The 13,694-nt window shown below is 69.4% G+C and carries 18 protein-coding genes and 1 tRNA gene; 10 read left to right on the forward strand and 9 right to left on the reverse strand.

Annotation, left to right across the window (positions count from 1 at the left end; all coding sequences use genetic code 11):
• Positions 1–19: 19 nt before the first annotated feature.
• A complete protein-coding gene (locus tag AC507J_RS04930; protein ID WP_496287837.1) occupies positions 20–1,030 on the reverse strand; it encodes a zinc metalloprotease in 1,011 nt (336 codons plus the stop codon).
• Positions 1,031–1,285: 255 nt separating this feature from the next.
• Between AC507J_RS04930 and AC507J_RS04935 the strand changes: the two genes are divergently transcribed.
• A tRNA-Gly gene (locus AC507J_RS04935) sits at positions 1,286–1,359 on the forward strand.
• Positions 1,360–1,411: 52 nt separating this feature from the next.
• On the opposite strand, the gene AC507J_RS04940 is transcribed toward AC507J_RS04935, so the two are convergent.
• The 4 genes from AC507J_RS04940 to AC507J_RS04955 all read right to left on the reverse strand — a co-directional run bounded on the left by AC507J_RS04940 (position 1,412) and on the right by AC507J_RS04955 (position 2,763).
• Complete coding sequence (locus AC507J_RS04940; protein ID WP_496287838.1) at positions 1,412–1,753, reverse strand: hypothetical protein; 342 nt, start codon at positions 1,751–1,753, stop codon at positions 1,412–1,414.
• Positions 1,754–1,824: 71 nt separating this feature from the next.
• Positions 1,825–2,043, reverse strand: a complete 219-nt coding sequence (locus tag AC507J_RS04945) for an arsenate reductase/protein-tyrosine-phosphatase family protein (protein ID WP_496287839.1) — start codon at positions 2,041–2,043, stop codon at positions 1,825–1,827.
• Complete coding sequence (locus tag AC507J_RS04950) at positions 1,952–2,476, reverse strand: aquaporin (protein WP_496287840.1); 525 nt, start codon at positions 2,474–2,476, stop codon at positions 1,952–1,954. Before AC507J_RS04950 ends, AC507J_RS04945 begins: the two co-directional genes overlap by 92 nt.
• Positions 2,401–2,763 carry an ArsR/SmtB family transcription factor gene (locus AC507J_RS04955; RefSeq protein ID WP_496287841.1) on the reverse strand — a complete coding sequence of 121 codons (363 nt, stop codon included), beginning with the start codon at positions 2,761–2,763 and terminating at the stop codon, positions 2,401–2,403. The genes AC507J_RS04950 and AC507J_RS04955 overlap by 76 nt, the downstream gene beginning before the upstream one ends.
• A gap of 99 nt (positions 2,764–2,862) precedes the next feature.
• Between AC507J_RS04955 and AC507J_RS04960 the strand changes: the two genes are divergently transcribed.
• On the forward strand, positions 2,863–3,330 hold the full coding sequence (locus AC507J_RS04960; RefSeq protein WP_496287842.1) for an ArsI/CadI family heavy metal resistance metalloenzyme: 468 nt from the start codon (positions 2,863–2,865) through the stop codon (positions 3,328–3,330).
• Between the two features lie 113 nt (positions 3,331–3,443).
• On the opposite strand, the gene AC507J_RS04965 is transcribed toward AC507J_RS04960, so the two are convergent.
• Complete coding sequence (locus tag AC507J_RS04965; RefSeq protein WP_496287843.1) at positions 3,444–3,890, reverse strand: hypothetical protein; 447 nt, start codon at positions 3,888–3,890, stop codon at positions 3,444–3,446.
• A gap of 133 nt (positions 3,891–4,023) precedes the next feature.
• On the opposite strand from AC507J_RS04965, the gene AC507J_RS04970 reads away from it, so the two are divergent.
• The 3 genes from AC507J_RS04970 to cutA are packed head-to-tail and all read left to right on the forward strand — an operon-like array spanning position 4,024 to position 5,979.
• Entirely contained in the window at positions 4,024–4,860 is an 837-nt protein-coding gene (locus tag AC507J_RS04970) for a GntR family transcriptional regulator (protein WP_496287844.1), read from the forward strand.
• Positions 4,857–5,603 carry a PP2C family protein-serine/threonine phosphatase gene (locus tag AC507J_RS04975; RefSeq protein ID WP_496287845.1) on the forward strand — a complete coding sequence of 249 codons (747 nt, stop codon included), beginning with the start codon at positions 4,857–4,859 and terminating at the stop codon, positions 5,601–5,603. Before AC507J_RS04970 ends, AC507J_RS04975 begins: the two co-directional genes overlap by 4 nt.
• Positions 5,604–5,658: 55 nt before the next feature.
• Positions 5,659–5,979 (forward strand): divalent-cation tolerance protein CutA, encoded by a 321-nt coding sequence (gene cutA, locus AC507J_RS04980; RefSeq protein ID WP_496287846.1) that lies wholly within the window; start codon positions 5,659–5,661, stop codon positions 5,977–5,979.
• Here the strand turns inward: cutA and AC507J_RS04985 are convergent.
• Positions 5,943–6,704 (reverse strand): class I SAM-dependent methyltransferase, encoded by a 762-nt coding sequence (locus AC507J_RS04985; RefSeq protein ID WP_496287847.1) that lies wholly within the window; start codon positions 6,702–6,704, stop codon positions 5,943–5,945. The two genes, cutA and AC507J_RS04985, sit on opposite strands and share 37 nt — an antisense overlap.
• Positions 6,705–6,924: 220 nt before the next feature.
• Between AC507J_RS04985 and AC507J_RS04990 the strand changes: the two genes are divergently transcribed.
• A complete protein-coding gene (locus tag AC507J_RS04990; protein WP_496287848.1) occupies positions 6,925–7,836 on the forward strand; it encodes an LLM class flavin-dependent oxidoreductase in 912 nt (303 codons plus the stop codon).
• A gap of 36 nt (positions 7,837–7,872) precedes the next feature.
• On the opposite strand, the gene AC507J_RS04995 is transcribed toward AC507J_RS04990, so the two are convergent.
• A complete protein-coding gene (locus tag AC507J_RS04995) occupies positions 7,873–8,262 on the reverse strand; it encodes an ASCH domain-containing protein (RefSeq protein ID WP_496287849.1) in 390 nt (129 codons plus the stop codon).
• 96 nt (positions 8,263–8,358) lie between these two features.
• Here AC507J_RS04995 and AC507J_RS05000 point away from each other — a divergent pair, with 96 nt between their 5' ends.
• Entirely contained in the window at positions 8,359–8,874 is a 516-nt protein-coding gene (locus AC507J_RS05000; RefSeq protein WP_496287850.1) for an alpha/beta fold hydrolase, read from the forward strand.
• 13 nt (positions 8,875–8,887) lie between these two features.
• Here AC507J_RS05000 and AC507J_RS05005 read toward each other — a convergent pair whose 3' ends face one another.
• Complete coding sequence (locus tag AC507J_RS05005; RefSeq protein WP_496287851.1) at positions 8,888–9,436, reverse strand: phosphoribosyltransferase family protein; 549 nt, start codon at positions 9,434–9,436, stop codon at positions 8,888–8,890.
• Positions 9,437–9,603: 167 nt separating this feature from the next.
• Here AC507J_RS05005 and AC507J_RS05010 point away from each other — a divergent pair, with 167 nt between their 5' ends.
• The 3 genes from AC507J_RS05010 (at position 9,604) to AC507J_RS05020 (ending at position 13,496) form a co-directional block, all read left to right on the forward strand.
• Positions 9,604–10,263 (forward strand): septal ring lytic transglycosylase RlpA family protein, encoded by a 660-nt coding sequence (locus tag AC507J_RS05010; protein ID WP_496287852.1) that lies wholly within the window; start codon positions 9,604–9,606, stop codon positions 10,261–10,263.
• Between the two features lie 100 nt (positions 10,264–10,363).
• Positions 10,364–11,491, forward strand: a complete 1,128-nt coding sequence (locus tag AC507J_RS05015; protein ID WP_496287853.1) for a PP2C family protein-serine/threonine phosphatase — start codon at positions 10,364–10,366, stop codon at positions 11,489–11,491.
• A 148-nt stretch (positions 11,492–11,639) separates the two neighbouring features.
• Entirely contained in the window at positions 11,640–13,496 is a 1,857-nt protein-coding gene (locus AC507J_RS05020; RefSeq protein WP_496287854.1) for an acyl-CoA dehydrogenase, read from the forward strand.
• Positions 13,497–13,694 lie beyond the last annotated feature (198 nt).

Here is a 13,694-nt window from a genome sequence, read left to right on the forward strand (position 1 = left end):
TACGTGTCAGGCTGCCGCGCTACGCGCGATAGGTGTTCCAAGCGTTGATCATCCGGGTCGCCTGACCCGGCGTGAACTGGTACATGCAGGAGTCGTACGAGTAGTCCATGAAGTTGGTGATCGGGTCCAGGCCCGGGCTGGAGCAGGTGTCCCGACCGGTCGGGCAGCCGCTCGCCGGAGATGCCTCCGCCGGGGTGTCCGCAACCTGGTCGCCCTGGCCCGAGCAGCCGCCCTGGAAGGTGTGGTAGAGGTTCAGCCAGTGGCCGACCTCGTGGGTGCCGGTGTCGCCCTGGTTGTAGTTGGTGGCGGTGCCGCCGGGGAGCGACTCGCTCAGCACCACCACGCCGTCCATCACGTTCAGCGTGGTCTGCGGGAACGTCGCCCAGCCGAGCAGGTTGTTGCTCAGTGCGCCAAGGTAGATGTTGAGCGTGGCCTTCGTGCCCTGCCGCAGCTGGGTCTTCATCTGCCGCTCGGCGGTCGTGCCCTGCCGGATCGGGTACCACGACGAGTTGGTGACCCGGTTGATCCGCTGAAGCTGGAACGCGAACGCCGTGGCGGCACCGCCGGTAGCTCCGCTGAACGCCTGGTTCAACACGTTGATCTGCGAGTTGATCATCGAGTCGGGGATGTTGCCGCCGGCGCGGGTCGAGTCCCGCTGGATCACGTGCACCACGACCGGGATGGTGACCGACGCCGCCGCGGCCTGGGCGCTGAGCGTACGCTGCCCGACCCGCTTGGCCCGCTCCTGCAACAGGTCGGCGAACTCGGCCTCCCGCTGCTGAAGCTGGGCGATGGTCAGCTCGTTCGGGTCATGCGCAGCTTCACCGCCCCGGACCCTGGCCAGGGCATCCGTGCCGTCTTCACAAACCTCGTCGGCATGCGCGGCGGCCGCATGGCCGGCGATCGTTGGACTGGCCGTCGTGGCGGCGGCCGGCAGCAGGCCGACCGAGGCGACGCCGAGCGCCAGCGCCAACGATGTCGATGCGATGCCGGCCATCCGCCGGCGCAGCAGGACGGGACGTGGTCCCATGAGCCCACCTCTTTCTGGCGACGCGACCGGGGGTTGTGTCGCGTCGTGCGGAAAACGTGGGGCAGACGTTACAACTGATCGACAGATTTGAGAATGCCTATCTGTTGCGTCCCGGCAACTTCTTCCTACCCACCGCTCCTCCCGCCCTCCGGGCGGCTCGCCGGCCGCGCCGGCCGGTGTCGCGGTCCGGCGGCGGGGTGGGTGAGGAGCCCTGGGTGCGCCGGGGCGGCTGGCTCAGGTAGAGTGATCCCGCTTGCGGGTGTAGTTCAATGGCAGAACATCAGCTTCCCAAGCTGACAGTGCGGGTTCGATTCCCGTCACCCGCTCCAACGTGTAGCCCAGGTCAGGACATGTTCCCGGCTTGGGCTTCATACGTTCCGGTCAGTTCCTGGGCTCGCCGTGCCCGCACCTGCCCGACCCGCCCCCTGCGCCATCGGCTGCTGGATCAACCACGGCTGCGAAGGCATCCGCCAGACATTCGTAGTCGCGCACGAGGGGTCCGACCAGATGGGGATCGGGTTCCAGGGCATCGACCATGCCGTGCGCGAGGTCCCTGATCCGATCCGCCCGAGTGGGGCGACGGATACGGGAGCGCCGGTCGAAGCTTCGCCAGCGTCGGAACGCCACCGCGGCGATCCGCTCGCGTTGCTCGGGGGTGGGAAGCGGGCAGCCGGTCGCATGCAGCCGTTCGAATGCCGCGATCACCCTGGCGTGGTCGTCCACTCCGCTCCTCCGAGGTGCGCCGCCGGATCCGCGACCACGATATGCCTCGCAACTCCGGTCTGGGTGCCCGATCAGGGCTGCACGGAGAGTTGGCTGATCAGCCGCTCGACCCGAGCGCGAATGTCGTCGCGGACTTGGCGTACGACGTCGAGGGGTTGTCCGGCGGGTTCGCTGCCGGCGGAGCGTACCTCGATGGTGTCACTGGCGAGGTGGCGGAGCCAGCCGGCGGCCATCTGGGAGCGGCCGGCGGTGTGGACGCAGACGAACAGCACGGTGGGCTTGTCGCTCATGGGTGGGCTTCCTGTCAGATGACGGTGGGGCTGCGGCAGCGTGGGGGTACCAGGCGGCGATGGCGGCGACAGCGACCAGGCCACCGACGAGTTGGGCGGCCACGAAGCCCGGCACCGAGGCGGGGGCGATGCCGGCGAAGGTGTCGGTGAAGGCCCGACCGATGGTGACCGCGGGGTTGGCGAACGAGGTGGACGAGGTGAACCAGTACGCCGCACCGATGTAGGCGCCCACGGCAGCGGGCGCAGCGGAGGCTCGGCCGCTGCGGACGAGGGCGGCGATTCCGGACCCCACGACGGCGGCAACGAGCAGACCCGTACCGGCGAACTCAGCGGAGGCCCGCCGGGCGAGGGTGAGGTTCACGTGGCGGTCGCGGCCGGCAGGTCGAGCAGCGCGCCGAGCTGACGGAACGCCTCCGGCCTGACCCGGTACCACACCCAGGTGCCCCGCCGTTCGGAGTCGACCAGGCCGGCCTCGCGCAGCACCTTGAGGTGGTGGGAGATGGTCGGCCCGGACAGCTCGAACGCCGGGGTCAGGTCACACACGCACATCTCCGGCACCGACGCGATCATCGACATCAACCGCAGCCGGACCGGGTCGCCGAGGGCCTTGAACATCGGTGCGACCGCCGTCGCCTGCTCGGTATCCATCGGGCGGACCGCCAACGGGGCGCAGCAGGCCACCGCTTCCAGGTTCACGACCGGCAGAGTCTGTTTCGGCATTCGTCTAGCTTGACAGGCGTCGAAACAGGGTGCAACAGTGGGGCTGCTTCGAAAACCATCTAGGCAAGCCCGGATTTCGTACCTAGCAGGAGGTCCCTCATGTCCCGTGTCCAGCTCGCCCTGCGGGTGTCCGACCTCGAAGGCTCGGTCGCCTTCTACTCGAAACTGTTCGGCGTCGAGCCAGCCAAGCGCCGTCCCGGCTACGCCAACTTCGCCGTCGAGAACCCGCCCCTGAAGCTCGTGCTGCTGGAGGGTGCGGCCGACCGGCCCACCGTCATGGACCATCTGGGCGTGGAGGTGTCAAGCACCGACGACGTCAACGCCGCCACCAAGCGCCTCACCGAATCCGGCCTCATCACGCTTGAGGAGAACGACACCGAGTGCTGCTACGCCCTCCAGGACAAGGTCTGGGTACGCGGCCCCGGTAACGAGCCCTGGGAGGTCTACACCGTCAAGGCCGACGCCAACGTCCTCAACATGGCCGGCGACGGCGACGAGTGCCGCTGCGGCGAGGCAACCGAGGCAGCGAAGGAGCCCGCCACCAGCGGGACCTCGCGCTGCTGCTGACTACCGCGCGATCTGCGTGTGCGTTCTCCCGAGTGCGGGGTCGATTTCCGTTAGTCGACCCAGTGCGAAGCCCAGGTCGGTTGACCTGGGCTTCGTTCATGCCCTGGGTATGGTCATGCCGTCGGTTGGCCGCGCATTAGGGCGTTCTGGAGACGGTAGCCGAGGTTGACGGCCGTCTGCTCCCGCCTGCTGGAACCCCAGAGTCGGCGAATGGTGGCGGTCTCGTCTGGCGTGTCGGCCGAGGGGTCGGTGCGGGTCTTGTTGCAGTAGGAGATGTTGGCTGCACGCCATTCGGCGTTGAGGCGGCGGATCTGGGCCAAGCCGAGTCGAGCGATGCCAGCGAACGCGAGTGCTTTGATCTGCTCGGCGGTCAGCGAGCTTGGTTTGGCGGGTATGCCCGCAGCGTGGATGGCTACGGCGAGTTCGCCGTAACTGAGGGAATCCAGTGGGACGGGTGAAGGTCCAGGGTCGTGGATGGTGGGGGCCGTGGTCTTCGTGATGCGCGCCGGAGGGCCGCCCGGGGCGCGCGGAGCGGAGTGAGCGGTAGGTTGGACAGGCATCGTGGGTTTCCTTTCGCGAGGACCGATGCGCCGGCCTCGACGGGTAGCCGCCCGTCGGGGCCTTTTGTCGACCATGTTGTCTTGGGACAATGGATGTAGATAGTCTGGGGACAATCGGCGCTCCGGTCAAGGAATGTCCCCAGTCAATCGAGGGGAGGGGAGCTTCTTGCCCGTGCACTCGCGCTATCTGGACATCGCGTCCAAGATCCGAGACCGGATCGAGGCCGGGGAGTGGGCACCGGGTGCCCGCCTTCCGAGGCTAAACGACTTCGCCGCGGAGTACGGTGCCAACCGCGACACCATCGGCCGGGCCATTGCCGTGCTGGAGACCGAAGGCTACGTGTGGGCGGTTCAGGGCCGAGGCATCGCCGTGCGGTACGGCACGATGCGTCCTCGTCGGCCCCGTGGCGACCTGGTCAAGCGCAACGAGCAGGCGACTGGCTACTCGTTCCCCTCGGCCAGTGCCCAGGAGGTGTGGGTGCGCCACGGTAAGGCCAGCGGTGCGCCGACCAGGCTCGAAGACCCACGCATCGCCAAGCTCCTCGGCGTCGAGCCCGGCACCGAGGTACTGCGCCGGTTTCGCGTGACCGGGCCAGCCTCCGAGGCACCCTTCCAGATCAACATCTCGTGGATCCATCCGCGCGTGGCGGAGATCGTCGCTGACCTGGACGCGGCCCCCGCAGCTGGTGAGTGGCTGTGTCGCATCGAGAAGGCCGGACACTGGCCGATCAGGTGGATGGAGATCCACCGAGCCCGCATGCCCAGCAGGGACGAGGCCGCCCTCCTGGAGATCCCGACCAATCTGCCCGTACTCGAGATCGTGCGAGTCGGCACGTCGGGTGCGGACAACCAGCCCGTTGAGGTCACCGAGTACGTCGTGGCGAGCGACCGCGTCGAGACCGTGCACGTCCTGCACCGCGACGAGAAAGCCCAGGAGCCGTGGCCCGACGCGCCCGTGGGTGAGTCATGACGGAACCGATCAGGTTGGCCGCCGCGAGCCGGACACACGTCGGCCACGTCCGACGACGCAACGAGGACAGTTTCCTGCACGGGCGGTGGCTGTATGCGGTCGCCGACGGGCTCGGCGGCCATGTCGCCGGTGACATCGCGAGCACCACGGCGATTCAGGCAATGACGGCGTACGACCGTCCAGCCGGGACGGACGAGCTGGCGGACACGCTGGGCAGGGCGATTGCCGACGCCAGTGCGGCGCTGCGCCGGAAGACCCGCGAGCAGCCGGGCCTGAGCGGGATGGGGACCACGCTTGTCGCTCTGCTCTGGTCCGGCACCCAGGCTGTCGTGGGTAACGTGGGGGACTCGCGCGCCTACCTGCTGCGGAACCGCACCTTGACCCGAATGAGCGAGGACCACACCTACCAATACCTGCTGTCGGACGCCGGGGCGATTCCCAACCTTCCCGAGCGGCTGGCCCGCTTCCTCGACGGGCGTAAGGACGGCCGATCTCCCGATCTGACGAGCCTGCGTCTTCGTCCCGGCGACCGGATCCTGCTCTGCTCGGACGGGCTGAGTTCGTACGTGCCGCCGGAGCTGGTCCGAGCCGCCCTGAACTCTCCCGAGGACGCCGGCAGCGTTGCCGACCGACTCGTCACCCTGGCTCTTGACGAGGGTGGCCGGGACAACGTCACCGTGATCGTCATAGACGTGCACCGGGCGGCGGCGTCCAGCGGTGAGCGGGCTGGCGGGCCGGCGTAGCGCGAGCCGGAGGCATGCTCCAGCACCGATAGGCTGAGACCGAGGAGGGCGAGTAGTGACCGAGGTAGTCGAAGTGATCATCACCGGCCCGGATGCAGAGTGGCTTGCCGCGTTCACCCGCCGGCTGGTCGACGACCGCCTGGCCGCCTGCGGGCACAACCTCGCCCCGATCCGCTCCATCTACCGATGGGAGGGCAATGTGCACGACGAACCGGAGGCCAGGGTGGCACTGCACACCCGGGCGAGCCTGGTCGAGCGCATCACGGCCCGCGCCAACGAGGAGCACCCGTACGAGGTGCCCTGTGTACTCGCCCTGCCCGTGTCGAGTGGCAACCCTGCCTATCTGGAATGGGTGTTGGACGAGACTGCCGGGTGATTCTCCCCGGCCACCTGGAAGGAGAGATATTCTCCGGCCCACGGTACGGCGATTTCCCGGCGATCGGACAATGTGAAACCACATGCCTCGATCTCGCCGACGAGGTCGTCTATGGATCGCCACGAGGTGGCCGCCCATTCGTCGAAGGGGACTTCCGAGGCGCCCTGCACGGCGTCGACCAGAAGCCGGCCGTCCCGCTTGAGCACCCGACGAATCTCGGTAAGCGTCTGCTTGAGATCGAGAGCGTGGTCGAGTGAATTGCAGTAGACGCCGTCGACGGATTCGTCCGGGAAGACCAGGTGATGGAAGTCGCCGGGCAGCACCCATGAGTTCTCCGGGCCGGGGTTCAGGTCGATCCCGACCGCGAACGCGCCCAGGTCGTGGAAGGCCTTGACCTCGGTGCCGATCCGGGCCGCCAGGCAGAGCACGGCACGGCCAGCCCATCCTTCGCCCGCCAGGCGGTCCACGAGCGCGGCGCGAAACTGCTTGTCGTACGACGTGAGGTCGAGCAGCGCCAGCTTGCTGCGCTGGTGGGCGAGATATGCGCTGTACGAGGTGTATCGCCGGGTGGCGAGTGGCCGCTGTGGATCGAGCGGCTGGCGGAGGCCGCGGTTCACGACCAGCCAGTACCAGCCGGACCAGCCCTTCCGGTCGAAGAGGATCTGCGTGGTCCGCCTCGGTTGGCGGGCCGCTCTGGTAATCATCTTCGTGAGTTCGCGGGGCATACTGCGCACCTTCCGTACTTGCATGGCGATCGGGTCAGCGGTTGCACCGGCCGAAGTCCAGCTAACAGTATTGTCGTCGCTTTCCGCTGATTACCGTGAATTCGGTGGAGTGTCGCCAGGCGCACGAGCTGCTGCCGGCCCAGGGCAGATTGTGAAATCCCTTATCCGGGTGCCGGTCGCCGGGCTGCCCGAACGGCACTTCCGTCGTACGCTGGCGATCATGCGGATTGGCATCGTTATCCTGCCGGATCAGCGCTGGTCGGCGGCCCGGCGCCGCTGGCAGCAGGCCGAAGAGTGGGGCTTCGACCACGCCTGGACGTACGACCATCTGGGCTGGCGTGACCTGGTGGACGGCCCGTGGTTCGACTCCATGGTCACCCTGACCGCCGCCGCTACGGTGACCACCCGGATCCGGCTCGGCACGCTCGTCGCGTCGCCGAACTTCCGGCATCCGGCCCCCTTCGCCCGGCAGGTGACCGCGCTCGACGACGTCTCCGGCGGGCGGGTGCTGCTTGGCCTGGGTGCGGGCGGCATCGGCTTCGACTCGGCGGTGCTCGGCGGCGAGACGTTGCCCCCACGGCAGCGGGTGGACCGGTTCGCCGAATTCACCGAGCTGCTCGACGCGATCCTGCGGGAGGACGGCACGACGTGGCGGGGCGACTGGTTCGCGGCGGTGGACGCGCGGAACAACCCGGGGTGCGTACAGGATCCCCGGGTGCCGTTCGTGATGGCGGCCAACGGTCCGCGCTCGATCCGGCTGGCCGTCCGGTTCGGCCAGGGGTGGGTGACCTACGGCCCCGTGGTGGACGACCTGGACGGCTGGTGGGCCGGGGTCGCCGAGCTGGTGGAGCGGTTCGACTCGACGCTTGCCGCGCAGGGACGTGACCCGGGGAGCATGGACCGCTACCTCTCGTTGGACGGGGCGCCCGTCTTCTCGCTCAGTAGCGCCCAGTTCTTCGCCGACCAGGTCGGCCGGGCGGCCGAGCTGGGCTTCACCGACGTGATCACGCACTGGCCACGGGAGAGCAGTTGGTACGCCGGCGACGAGGCGGTACTTGCGGATGTCGCCACCCGCCTGCTGCCTGGACTACGCGGGCTGAGTCCGCACGCCAAGCCGGGACTACGCGGCTGAGCCGGTACGCCAGCTTGGACTGACGCGGCTGAGCCCTCACAGCAGGCGGAAGCGGATGCAGACGATCTCCGTGTCGTCGGTGACCGGGGTGCCGGTGCGGTCCCAGTAGGCGGCGTGGCCGGCCCGCCACTCCTCGATCGAGCGGTCGCCCTCCCCCTCGGCCCGGGCGAAATCCCAGGGCACCTCGGCGAAGCGGGTCACCTCGACCCCGGTCACCTCGACGACGCCGATCTGGGCGTCGTGGTCGTCGACGAGGGCGAGCCGCTCACCGACGTGCTCCAGTTCCTCGGCCTCCTCGGCGTACTCACCGAGCAGACCCGCGGTCGCGGTCTTGGCTCCGGACAGCACCAGGCTGTTGAGTCTCGTCCGCAGGTCACCCGGGGTACCGAGGGCGAGAGTGCGCAGTCCGCCGATCCGTGGCCACATCATCGAGACGTTACCGGCCGGCGGAGGTGGCGCTTCCGTCGTCCGCCCTTTGCCGGCAGAGGGGTACGGTCGATGCCCGACAAGAAGGAGACGTCCATGGCGGACCGACGTGCGGTGCTCATCCCGGGAGGCGGTTACGACACCCGGTACCCCCTCTTCGTCTACCTGGGCGAGGCACTGCGCCGGGCCGGTTTCCGGCTGCACGGGATCTCCTGGCAGGTGCCGGAGAACTTCAGCCTGGACACCGGCGGTGGGTGGGTGTGCGACCAGGTGGCCGCGACCCTGACCGAGCGGACGCATCTCCTGGTCGGCAAGTCGCTCGGCAGCCTGGCGACGCCGCTCGCCGCCGACCGTGGACTGGCCGCCATCTGGCTCACCCCGCTGCTGCATCGCGCCGAGGTGGTGGACGCGTTGCGTCGGGCCACCGCCCCGTTCGTCCTGGTTGGCGGGACTGCCGACCCGTCCTGGGACGGTGCGGTCGCCCGGCGGCTCACCCCGTACGTGCTGGAGATCCCGGCGGCCGACCACGCGCTGATGGTTCCCGGACCGCTGGCCCGTTCCGCCGAGGCGCTCGGCCGGGTCTGTACGGCGGTCGAGGACTTCGTCCGCTGAACCGCCCTTCCGTTCACCCGAGTTCGGCGCTGGTCAGCAGGCCGCGGATGCGCAGGTCGGTGGCGAGGGCGGGTGGGCAGTCGACGACGACGGTGGCGGTGCCGAGCGGCTCGGCGCCTCGGGCGGCGCAGATGTCGTAGAGGGCGCGTACCTGGGCGCCGGTGGTCACCCAGTCGTCCACCACCAGTACCCGGTCGCCGGGGCCGAGGTGCCGGTCCCGGACGGCCAGGTCGACCCGCCGGCCACGGAAGTCGGGCGGGCTCTGCGCCCAGGTCAGCGGGCCGGCGGGCAGCCGCCCGTCGCCCGGTTTGTGTGCCGCGACGAAGCCCACGCCGAGCGCCGTGGCCGCCAGCGGGCCGAGCAGGAAACCGGTGACCGCCGGAGCCAGCACGACGGTGGGTCGGGTCGAGCGGTACGGGGCGACCAGCGCGGGACCCAGCGCGGCGAGCGTCACGGGGTCCCGCCACCAGCCGGAGATGTCGCTGACCAGGTGACTCGCGTCGGGATCGGGGTCGACCCAACGGAACAGTTCGACGAGGCGTTGCCTCAGCTCAGCCGGCATGCCACCTATCGTGCGGGCAGCGGACCGGGTGGCCTACTGCGGATCGGATGATCGGCTGCACGTATTACCGCAATTACGGGCATACCGCCATGATCACGTTGACTTCCGAAGTGCTTCTCTCGTTATGGTCCGACCCGATTTGATCCATTGATGAAAGGACCGGGCCGGTGGTTGGTAGGCACTCCCGTACCCGCAGGATCACCTCGCCGACTGGTCTCGCGGCCAGCGCCGCGGTGGCCGTCGCCCTTGCCGTCGGGGGCACCGTCGGCGCCGTACACCTGACCGCTGGCGCGGAGCCCACCCGGCCGCCCGCCGTCGACCTCGCACCCAGCGCCGACCCGCTGGCGTCGGCGACCCCGAGCGAGAGCGGGTCGCCGAGCACCAGCGCGTCGCCGAGCGCCACCGGCTCGCCCAGCGCAAGTGCGACGGCGAGCCCGACGCCGTCGCGGACCGCGCAGGCGCCGTCCCGCAGCAAGCCGCGTACGCCCAGCCCGAAGCCGACGCCGAGCGCCAAGAAGACGACGACTGCGGCCCGTCCGGTGGTGGAGACCGGCTCCTGTGGGGCCTCCTTCTACTGGCAGGGCCAGATGACGGCCAACGGTGAGACGTTCAACCCGGAGGAGTTGACCGCAGCCCACAAGACGCTGCCGTTCAACACCAAGGTGAAGGTGACCAACCCGGCGAACGGCAAGTCGGTCACCGTGCGGATCAACGACCGGGGTCCGTTCATCGAGGGGCGCTGCCTGGACCTGTCCCGGGCCGCGTTCGGCCAGATCGCCTCGCTCGACCTCGGACACATCACCGTCCGGTACGAGGTGCTCGGCTGAGCCGATGCCGAGAGGCTTTCGGGTTCTGGCCGTGATCCGCGCGGCCAGAACCCGTTCGTACGACGGGTCAGGGTCATTCTTTCCGCCCCGGCCATCGGGCATGCTGTCGGATGTACGCACGCAACTCCTCCAGCCGGGCCGCGGCCCGCTGAGTCCCGGATCCCGCGCCGGCCTCGGCGCGGCCCTCGTCCTGCTCGCGATCGTCTCGGCGATGGAGTGGGCGGACGGTCGCGCGGCGAACTACATCGCGTTGATGGTGGCCGCCCCGTTCCTGGCCGCAGCGCTGGCGTCCTGGCGGATCGTGCTCGGGATCGGTGCCGCCGCGTCCATCCTCGGGGCGGTGTTCGCGCTGGCCGAGCGGCCGGTCTCGGTCTCCGCCGCGGTCGCGGTGGCCGGCATCGCGCTGGGCACCGGCATCGCGGCGGCGGTGGCCGCGGTACGCGAGCGGCAGGCCGAGCAGATCGCGGAGCTGTCGAAGCTCGCGGCGGTCGCCCAGCAGGCGGTGCTGCGTACGCTCGGCCCTCGGGTGGGCGCCCTCTCGGTGGCCGGGCGCTACATCTCCTCGACCGCGACCGCGGAGATCGGCGGTGACCTGTACGAGGCGATCGACACCCCGTACGGCGTCCGCATGATCATCGGCGACGTGCGCGGCAAGGGGCTGGAGGCGGTCCGGCTGGCCAGCATCGTGCTGGGCTCGTACCGGCACGTGGCATACGAGCGGGCCGACCTGCGCGCCGTGGTGGCGGACCTGGACCGGGCGGTGGCCCGCAGCGTGGGTGACGAGGATTTCGTCACCGCGGCGCTGGTCGAGGAGCGGGGCGGCACCCTGACCATCGTCAACTGTGGACATCCGGCCCCGCTGCTGCTGCGCCATGGCGCGGTGATCCCGTTGGAGCCGCCGTCACCGGCGCCGCCGCTTGGCTTCATGCCGGTGGTGCGGCCCCGGGTGGAGCGGTTGGAGCCGGGCGACCGGCTGCTGCTCTTCACCGACGGGCTCGGCGAGGCGCGCCGGGACGGCGAGTTCTTCCCCACCGCTGACCGGGCATGGCGGCTGCTCGGGCATGGCACGGTCGCGGACGGCCTGGCCTCGCTGGAGACCGCCCTGGTCGAGTGGGTGCACGGCCGGCTCGACGACGACATCGCGCTGGTTCTGATGGAGTACACGGGCTCGCCGAGCGCGGCGACCGCAGTGGTGCCGAGTTGGGAGGTCGGCGCGACCGAGGGGTGATCGGCCGGTGTCCGCTGCGGTGGCCGGTCCAGCCACGGCGACTGTGTAATCGCTGTCACTTCGGCGGGCGGGTTGTCGCTGTCTACCCGCGAGTAATAGAGTCTGGGTTACTGATCGGTAACACCTGTCCGGAAGCGGGGCCAGCGACATGACCCACTACAAGAGCAATCTTCGGGACCTCGAGTTCAACCTTTTCGAGGTCTTCGGCGCGGATCGGGCGTTCGGCCAGGAGCCGTACTCCGAACTTGACGTTGACACCGCGCGGAGCTTCCTCGCCGAGATGGACCGCCTGGCGCGCGAGGACCTGGCCGCCAGCTACACCGACAGCGACCGCAACCCACCGGTCTTCGACCCGGCCACGCACACCGCGCCGCTTCCGGAGTCGTTCAAGAAGTCGTACCGGGCGTTCATGGATTCCGAGTTCTGGCGCCTCGACCTCCCCCCGGCGCTGGGCGGCACCAACGCCCCCCGGGCGCTCTGGTGGGCCCTCGCCGAGCTGGTGCTCGGCTCGAACGCCCCGGTCTGGATGTACGCCTCCGGCCCGTCCTTCGCCCACGTGCTGCACGTCGAGGGCACCGAGCGGCAGAAGAAGTGGGCCAAGCTCTTCATCGACAAGCAGTGGGGCTCGACCATGGTGCTCACCGAGCCGGACGCCGGCTCGGACGTGGGCGCTGGCCGCGCTCGGGCCATCCCGCAGCCGGACGGCTCGTGGCACATCGAGGGCGTCAAGCGCTTCATCACCTCGGGCGAGCACGACCTGAGCGACAACATCGTCCACTACGTGCTGGCCCGTCCGGTCGGGGTGGAGGGCGTCGGTGGCCCGGGTACCAAGGGACTCTCGCTCTTCGTCGTGCCGAAGTACCACTTCGACGAGGAGACCGGCGAGCTGGGCGAGCGCAACGGTGTCTTCGCCACCAACGTCGAGCACAAGATGGGCCTGAAGGTCTCCAACACCTGCGAGCTGACCTTCGGCGAGCACGGCGTGCCGGCCAGGGGTTGGCTGATGGGCGACAAGCACGACGGCATCCGGCAGATGTTCATGATCATCGAGTACGCCCGGATGCTGGTCGGCACCAAGGCGATCGCCACCCTCTCCACCGGTTACCTGAACGCCCTGGAGTACGCCAAGAACCGGGTGCAGGGTGCCGACCTGACCCAGATGGCGGACAAGACCGCACCCCGGGTCACCATCACCGCGCACCCGGACGTGCGCCGCTCGCTGCTGCTTCAGAAGTCGTACGCCGAGGGGCTGCGGGCGCTGGTCCTCTACACCGCCTCCTGGCAGGACCGGGTCGCCATCGCCGAGGCGGCCGGCGACGAGCCGGCCACCAAACTGGCCAAGCGGGTCAACGACCTGCTGCTTCCGCTGGTCAAGGGCGTCGGCTCGGAGCGGGCGTACGAGCTGCTCGGGCACGAGGCGTTGCAGACCTTCGGCGGCTCCGGCTTCCTCCAGGACTACCCGCTGGAGCAGTACGTCCGGGACGCCAAGATCGACACCCTCTACGAGGGCACCACGGCGATCCAGAGCCTCGATCTGATTTTCCGGAAGATCGTCCGGGACAACGGCAAGGCGCTGATGGCGGTGGCCGGCGAAATCCAGGAGTTCATCACCACCGAGGTCGGCAACGGCCAGCTCAAGGAGGAGCGGCAGGCGCTCGGCAAGGCGCTCGCCGAGGTCCAGACCATCCTCGGCGTGCTGACCGGTTGGCTCGGCGAGGCGCAGGGCGGCGACTCGCGTGCGCTCTACAAGGTCGGGCTGAGCAGCCGGCGGTTCCTGCTGGCGATCGGTGACCTGGTCGTCGGGTGGCTGTTGCAGCGGCAGGCCGACGTGGCGCTGAAGGCGCTGGCCGGCGAGGTCTCCGCCACCGACAAGGCGTTCTACACCGGCAAGGTGGCGTCAGCCCGGTTCTTCGCCCGCGAGGTGCTGCCGCGCATCGGCGCCGACCGGCGGATCATCGAGGGCACCGACCTGGACATCATGGATCTCCCGGAGGAGATCTTCTGATCCGGTGATCAGCGCTTCGGCGGCCGGTGGGCTGATGCCCACCGGCCGTTCGGCGTCCTTCGTCCGAAACCGGGCCGTCAGGTGGCCGCTGCCCGATTCGGCCCGGGCCCGGCCCCCAGGCGTTCGCCGGCCGACGGCGCGGGTAACCCCACGCCGGACGGGTAACCGTCACGGACCAGGACGGGCAACCGTCAGTCA

The organism is Micromonospora sp. PRAS1, assembly GCF_059553435.1.

What these genes read in the sequence shown, in the direction of transcription:
- AC507J_RS04930 (WP_496287837.1), bottom strand. Translation starts at nt 1,030, where the DNA reads ATGGGACCACGTCCCGTCCTGCTGCGCCGGCGGATGGCCGGCATCGCA.
- AC507J_RS04945 (WP_496287839.1), bottom strand. Translation starts at nt 2,043, where the DNA reads ATGAGCGACAAGCCCACCGTGCTGTTCGTCTGCGTCCACACCGCCGGC.
- AC507J_RS04955 (WP_496287841.1), bottom strand. Translation starts at nt 2,763, where the DNA reads ATGCCGAAACAGACTCTGCCGGTCGTGAACCTGGAAGCGGTGGCCTGC.
- AC507J_RS04960 (WP_496287842.1), top strand. Translation starts at nt 2,863, where the DNA reads ATGTCCCGTGTCCAGCTCGCCCTGCGGGTGTCCGACCTCGAAGGCTCG.
- AC507J_RS04965 (WP_496287843.1), bottom strand. Translation starts at nt 3,890, where the DNA reads ATGCCTGTCCAACCTACCGCTCACTCCGCTCCGCGCGCCCCGGGCGGC.
- AC507J_RS04970 (WP_496287844.1), top strand. Translation starts at nt 4,024, where the DNA reads ATGTCCCCAGTCAATCGAGGGGAGGGGAGCTTCTTGCCCGTGCACTCG.
- AC507J_RS04975 (WP_496287845.1), top strand. Translation starts at nt 4,857, where the DNA reads ATGACGGAACCGATCAGGTTGGCCGCCGCGAGCCGGACACACGTCGGC.
- AC507J_RS04985 (WP_496287847.1), bottom strand. Translation starts at nt 6,704, where the DNA reads ATGCCCCGCGAACTCACGAAGATGATTACCAGAGCGGCCCGCCAACCG.
- AC507J_RS04990 (WP_496287848.1), top strand. Translation starts at nt 6,925, where the DNA reads ATGCGGATTGGCATCGTTATCCTGCCGGATCAGCGCTGGTCGGCGGCC.
- AC507J_RS04995 (WP_496287849.1), bottom strand. Translation starts at nt 8,262, where the DNA reads ATGTGGCCACGGATCGGCGGACTGCGCACTCTCGCCCTCGGTACCCCG.
- AC507J_RS05000 (WP_496287850.1), top strand. Translation starts at nt 8,359, where the DNA reads ATGGCGGACCGACGTGCGGTGCTCATCCCGGGAGGCGGTTACGACACC.
- AC507J_RS05005 (WP_496287851.1), bottom strand. Translation starts at nt 9,436, where the DNA reads ATGCCGGCTGAGCTGAGGCAACGCCTCGTCGAACTGTTCCGTTGGGTC.
- AC507J_RS05015 (WP_496287853.1), top strand. Translation starts at nt 10,364, where the DNA reads ATGCTGTCGGATGTACGCACGCAACTCCTCCAGCCGGGCCGCGGCCCG.
- AC507J_RS05020 (WP_496287854.1), top strand. Translation starts at nt 11,640, where the DNA reads ATGACCCACTACAAGAGCAATCTTCGGGACCTCGAGTTCAACCTTTTC.